The 5226-nt window shown below is 58.6% G+C and carries 4 protein-coding genes, 1 tRNA gene and 1 pseudogene; 4 read left to right on the top strand and 2 right to left on the bottom strand.

All coding sequences use genetic code 11. The features are described 5' to 3' along the window. Nucleotides 1-165: 165 nt before the first annotated feature. On the top strand, nucleotides 166-621 hold the full coding sequence (locus NW819_RS05825; RefSeq protein WP_414381947.1) for an HHL1-like protein: 456 nt from the start codon (nucleotides 166-168) through the stop codon (nucleotides 619-621). On the opposite strand, the gene NW819_RS05820 is transcribed toward NW819_RS05825, so the two are convergent. After that, on the bottom strand, nucleotides 618-1529 hold the full coding sequence (locus tag NW819_RS05820) for an alpha/beta fold hydrolase (protein WP_414413183.1): 912 nt from the start codon (nucleotides 1527-1529) through the stop codon (nucleotides 618-620). The two genes, NW819_RS05825 and NW819_RS05820, sit on opposite strands and share 4 nt — an antisense overlap. A gap of 441 nt (nucleotides 1530-1970) precedes the next feature. On the opposite strand from NW819_RS05820, the gene NW819_RS05815 reads away from it, so the two are divergent. Both NW819_RS05815 and NW819_RS05810 read left to right on the top strand, forming a co-directional pair. Beyond that, a complete protein-coding gene (locus NW819_RS05815) occupies nucleotides 1971-3398 on the top strand; it encodes a folate/biopterin family MFS transporter (RefSeq protein ID WP_414413182.1) in 1428 nt (475 codons plus the stop codon). A gap of 117 nt (nucleotides 3399-3515) precedes the next feature. Beyond that, a pseudogene (locus NW819_RS05810) lies at nucleotides 3516-3806 on the top strand (DUF6679 family protein); the annotation flags it as partial. Nucleotides 3807-4122: 316 nt separating this feature from the next. Here NW819_RS05810 and NW819_RS05805 read toward each other — a convergent pair. Then, the gene (locus NW819_RS05805; protein ID WP_414413181.1) at nucleotides 4123-4875 is read right to left on the bottom strand and encodes a segregation/condensation protein A; all 753 of its coding nucleotides are present in this window, start codon (nucleotides 4873-4875) and stop codon (nucleotides 4123-4125) included. Nucleotides 4876-5031: 156 nt separating this feature from the next. Between NW819_RS05805 and NW819_RS05800 the strand changes: the two genes are divergently transcribed. Beyond that, nucleotides 5032-5103 (top strand) — tRNA-Val (locus NW819_RS05800). Nucleotides 5104-5226: the final 123 nt, after the last annotated feature.

Here is a 5226-nt window from a genome sequence, read left to right as displayed (position 1 = left end):
TACCAAGCTGCGCTACATCCCGACTGACAGGCCCCTTTAACCGCCCGCCGAAGCTCAACAAGTATAGCACGCCGGCTACGAACAATGATGACAAGGGATCCCCGGCAGAGAAGGGGATCCGATCTGCGCTAAGCTGCAAAAATCCCCCCTCTCGTCAGCCCAAGTATGAGTCAGTCTAAGGGTTTCCGCAAATCCAAGCCTGAGAAAAAACCGGCCAGCTCCAACACTGCCAAGCGCAAGGAAGCCGCCAAACGGTACGACGAGCTGAAAGCCAAGGGGATGCCGGAGTTCAACATCTTTGCCCGCCGTCGCCAGCCCGCGCCTGGCCAGCCCAACCCTTGGCTGCCGGTGGGATCCCTGGCAGTGGGACGTTCCAGCGCCATTCACCAAGCCATTTTCCAAAACGAGGAAGAACTCAAAAAAGCAGCCGTCAGGCTGTTTCCCCGTCTCGGCAAGGTGAAAGATGACCTGGAGTTTGGGTTTCGCCTCAAGGACAAGGACTTCCAAGACGAGCCGATCCAGGTGGCGATCCGCCCCCAGCCTTCACCCCTTCAAGTCTGGATGGCCAAAATCCGAGGTTGGTTGGGCCTCTCCGGCAAAGGAACCTCCAAAAAAGCTTAGACCGCCGCAAAGGCCCTGGGCAGCCAGCTCAAAATCAGAGGGTTGACCACCTCTGGGCGCTCGTCGTGGGGGCAATGGCCTGTATTGGGAATGGGCAAGAACTGGTAGTCGATCCCTTTCACGTGGTTTTGAAAGCCGCGACCCCGTTGAATGGGCGTCCAGGGATCCCCCTCTCCCCAGAGCACCAACAGCGGGCAGCGCACCTGAGGCAATAGGGCTTCAGGAGTTGGGCCGGGGGGAGCGGTGAGAATCGAGGCAAACACCTGCTGAGCGCCCACATCACAGGAAGGGGCATAGAGAATCTCCACCAGCTCATCCGTAATGGCGGCGGGGTTACGGTACACCTGCTTGAGAGTTGCGCGGATACGCTGCCGCTGCCGCACCCGATCGAACAAAAACGGCCCCGTCACCGGAGAAGCCGCCAGAGCGGTGAAAACACTCATGAAAAGGCGGAAAATCGGGCTGAGCTCATGGGAGCGATGGTTCAACCCCCCGGCGCAGTTGAGCAACACTGCTCCTGCCGTTAACTGGGGATGCCGGGCGGCCATGATCAAGCTGAGCAAGGCACCAATGGAATTGCCGATAAACACAGCAGGCTGCTGAATGTGCTGCTGCCAAAAATCCACCAGCAACTCCGCCCACAGATCCAAGGTGTAGGGGAGAGCAGGCTTGGCCGAGCCGCCAAACCCCAGCAAATCCAGGGCATAGACCCGGTATCCTGCCGCAGCCAGCACGGGGATGTTGTGCCGCCAATGGCCGATGGAAGCCCCAAATCCATGCACCAAGACCAGCGGGGATCCGGATCCCTGCACCACGTAGCGAATGGCATGTCCGCGCCAGCTCCAGACTTGTGGAGCAAAAGGAGCAATGGCATCAACCGCAGAACCGGCAGAAGAAGCAGTCAGCACAGCCTGAAAACAGACCCAGTTAAAGATGTAGGTAGAAACTCAGAGCCATCCCTGTTCATCATAGCTTCGGAATGCCTTTGTCTCCCGTCTCTACTGCCCTGCCTGGTGCTGCAGTTGCGGGTTCAGGTGCCGCCGAGGTGGGGTTGGGCCGGTCAACATGGGACGAAAGCATGCTGGACTTCTTGGGATCCCCGCCCTTGGCTGGATGGCATAGCACCCGGGGATCAGCTTTCGACCTCATTTCGACCTCATTATTTTGTAGATTTTGTAGCTCGGCTGGGTTGAGCAGAAAGAGCGCTGGGAAGCGCAACCCGTCCAAGGAGGTCGGAGCCGGAAGCCAGTTGGACAGGTTAAGGTGAAGAGACTGTTAAGATTCTTATGGTTTTGCTGTTGCCAAGGCAACACCGCACCAACTAACATCTCGCTACACTGCGACCGCTCATGATCCATCCTCTGCTGCAACGGCTGCACCAATCCACCCTGACCCCGCTGCGGGATATCCACTGGACGCCGGAATTGTTCGGAATCCTCTTGGTGTACTTTGTGCAGGGGGCGGTGGGGCTGGCACGGCTGGCCACCAGCTTTTACCTGAAGGATAGCTTGGGCCTCAGCCCGTCTCAGGTGGCGGCGTTGATGGGCGTTGCCATGAGCCCCTGGATCCTCAAGCCCCTCTACGGCCTGCTGTCGGATACTGTACCGGTGGCGGGCTATCGGCGTCGTCCCTACCTCTTGTTGTCAGGGCTTCTGGGGTGTGGGGCTTGGCTGGGAATGGCTCTGTGGGCGCCGACGGCTGGGCTGGCCACCCTGTGGATGGTTTTGGGATCCCTGGCGGTGGCGGTAGGGGATGTAATCGTAGATTCGCTGGTGGTGGAGCGGGTACACGGCAGTGACTGGGCGGGGACAGGCACGCTGCAATCTTTAACTTGGGGAGCAACGGCCTTGGGATCCCTGCTCACCGCCTATTTGGGAGGAGCGCTCTTAGCCCATTATCCGCCGCAGGTGGTGTTTGGGCTGACGGCCTTTTTGCCGTTGTTCATTGCTCTGGCAGCTTGGGTTATTGCCGATCAACCGGTGGCGTTGTCCCAGGGCTGGGATCCCTTGCAACAACAGGTGGGGCAGGTGTGGCGGGCGCTGCGGCAACCCAGCATTTTGCTGCCGGTGCTGTTTGTGTTCGTTTGGCAGGCCACTCCCAGCGCCGATGCGGCTCTTTTTTACTTTGTCACCAACGATCTCGGCTTTGGGCCGGAATTTTTGGGTCAGGTGCGCTTGGTTACCAGCATCGCCAGTTTGCTGGGGGTAGGGATCTTCCAGGTGTATCTGCGGCGGATCCCACTGCGGCCCCTGTTCGGCTGGATGACCGTGATCTCGGCAGGGTTGGGCCTGACCAGCCTTATCTTGGTCTATCACCTCAACCGGGATTGGGGTATCGACGATCATTGGTTTAGCTTGGGGGACAGCCTGGTGCTGACGGTGGCAGGACAAATTGCCTTTATGCCAGTGCTGGTCTTGGCCGCCCGCCTCTGCCCCCCTGGGATCGAGGCCACCCTCTTTGCTCTGCTGATGTCGGCCTTTAATTTGGCGGGGTTTCTCTCCCAAGAGCTGGGATCCCTGCTGATGCATGGGCTGGGGGTAACGGAGACCGATTTCAGCCGGCTGGGGCTGCTGCTGATCCTGACCAACCTTTCTACCCTCTTGCCCCTGCCGTTTTTGGGCTGGCTGCCGGAAGAGAGCATGACCCTTGGCGGAGCAGAACTGGAGGCGGAAGCCCATGCCTCTCTGGAATCCTTTCTGCGGGATGTGCAGGCAGAAGAAGCGGAGACAGCCTTGGCGATGGAAGGGGTCTCTCTGGCCGAAACCGACCCAACCTAAAGAGACTCTGTCTGGCCTCGGGAAAGGCATACAGCCTCGGTGTCCAGCCGCTAAGATGGAGGGATGAGCTGGGTAGCCCCCACAACTCACTCGGATCTTTCACTTCAGGAGGGGACCGTGCTTCATCGTAGGATCTATCAACTCAGCCGCGAAGGCAAGGATGTGTGGATCTATCTGCGGGATCAGGGACGCTGGCTGGAACGGGCCAAGATCCTCGATATCGAAGGGGACACCATCCTAGTTCGCTACGAGACAGAAGATGAGGAGGAGATCTGCTCCTGGGAGGAGATGATTCGCCTGGAAAGCATTGGAGCTGTTGCTCAGCGCCTTTCCACCATTCCCAAGGGGATGCTCAGCACGTCAGATTTGCTCACCTCAGAAGACTGCCCTCCGGCTGAATTGCTGCATCCGCCACTGTTGCCTACCGAAGGAGAAGATCATCCCAGCAGCGAGCGCCTCGTGGAGGATTACTACCTGGATCGGGAGGCTCCTGCCGAGCTGCCGGTGCGCTCCAGTGGGGAAGATCTCAAACGGGCGGATCGTGCCCGGCACGATGCTGAAGGCACGGATTGAGTTCTCCGTTTGCCAGATCGGCGCAGAAGAGCGCTTGACATCCTCAGGTTCAGACGCCAGCTCAGAAGCCTAGAGGTGGATGGCCCGACCACGGCCAGAAAAGTTCTCTAGAGTTCACCTTGGCAGATGAAGGGGATCCCAAGGGCGGGATCTACTTTGCCAGGCCCTCAGTTGTGCAGGGTCGGATGGTCAGTGGGCCGTAGAACTCCTCTTGGCACAGCTCCACCTGAGAGCGGGCAGCCATTAGCAGCAATGACCAGAAGACTTGAATGGGGTGAATGGTCCCGCTGCTGCCGTTTTGATAGCTTTTTTGGCAAAAGTGTTGCTGGAGATCGACAAAGCTGATCTGGGTCAGACCCTGCTGCCAAAGCTGAGCCAGCAGAGATTCTAGCTCGGCGGTGGTTTCCAAAAGGTTTTCCGGGTGGGCTAGCTGAGTGATGGCCGACAGCGCTTGCTGGCGAGAAATCCGTTGGGCCAGCGGCTTTGGGGCAGCTTCGGGCTTGTGTTCCAGCAGGGTTTCCAGCTCTTGCAGGTGGGCGATGAGTTCTTTGAGGGTGATGGGCCGGGTACGTTGAAGACGGGGTGCTGCCCTGGGTTGCAACACGCGATCCAAGTGCGCCAAAGACCAGCTTGGCCAGGGATCCACTTCTACCTCCACCGGGCTGGGCTCACTTTCTTCTGCTTCTGGTTCTGCCAAAGCCATCGCCTTAAGATAGACCAACATGGCAGCGTGGAGCAGGGCTTGTCCCGACTCAGACAGGTCATGGCTGCTGCTGGTGGGAGCCATACGGGCCAGAAAGCGATCGATAACCTCGATGACCTGCACGTCCCAGGGATCGATCTCGCCTCGTTCTGCCAAATCAATGAGCAGAGCAATTGCCTCTTCGGTCGGTGAGTAGGCCATAGCACCCCACAGCTCCCTGACCCTTACTGTAGCCCTCAGGCCGGATCCCGGCTATCTCTAGCCATCTCCCATGCCGATCCGAATCCTCTGGCTCAATCGCTGACGTGGTAATATAGAGATCCTGCTCTAGTCGATAGCTGCTAGAGTGGTATCTAGGGGCGGTTAGCACAGTGGTAGCGCACTTCCTTCACACGGAAGGGGTCACAAGTTCGAATCTTGTACCGCCCATACCCGCAAACCTGCTCCTGCAGCGAGCTTCAACAGTCCAAGTCCTTCTCCTGGAGGAGAGATACAGGCGGCTAGAAACGACTTTTTCCGCCCCGGGGTCTCCGTAAACTACCCGACTCCGAC

Source organism: Synechococcus sp. R8-2, assembly GCF_047461715.1.
GTDB lineage: Bacteria > Cyanobacteriota > Cyanobacteriia > Thermostichales > Thermostichaceae > Thermostichus.
This window is presented reverse-complemented; position numbering and strand designations above follow the sequence as displayed.

What these genes read in the sequence shown, in the direction of transcription:
- NW819_RS05825 (WP_414381947.1), top strand. Translation starts at nt 166, where the DNA reads ATGAGTCAGTCTAAGGGTTTCCGCAAATCCAAGCCTGAGAAAAAACCG.
- NW819_RS05815 (WP_414413182.1), top strand. Translation starts at nt 1,971, where the DNA reads ATGATCCATCCTCTGCTGCAACGGCTGCACCAATCCACCCTGACCCCG.
- NW819_RS05805 (WP_414413181.1), bottom strand. Translation starts at nt 4,875, where the DNA reads ATGGCCTACTCACCGACCGAAGAGGCAATTGCTCTGCTCATTGATTTG.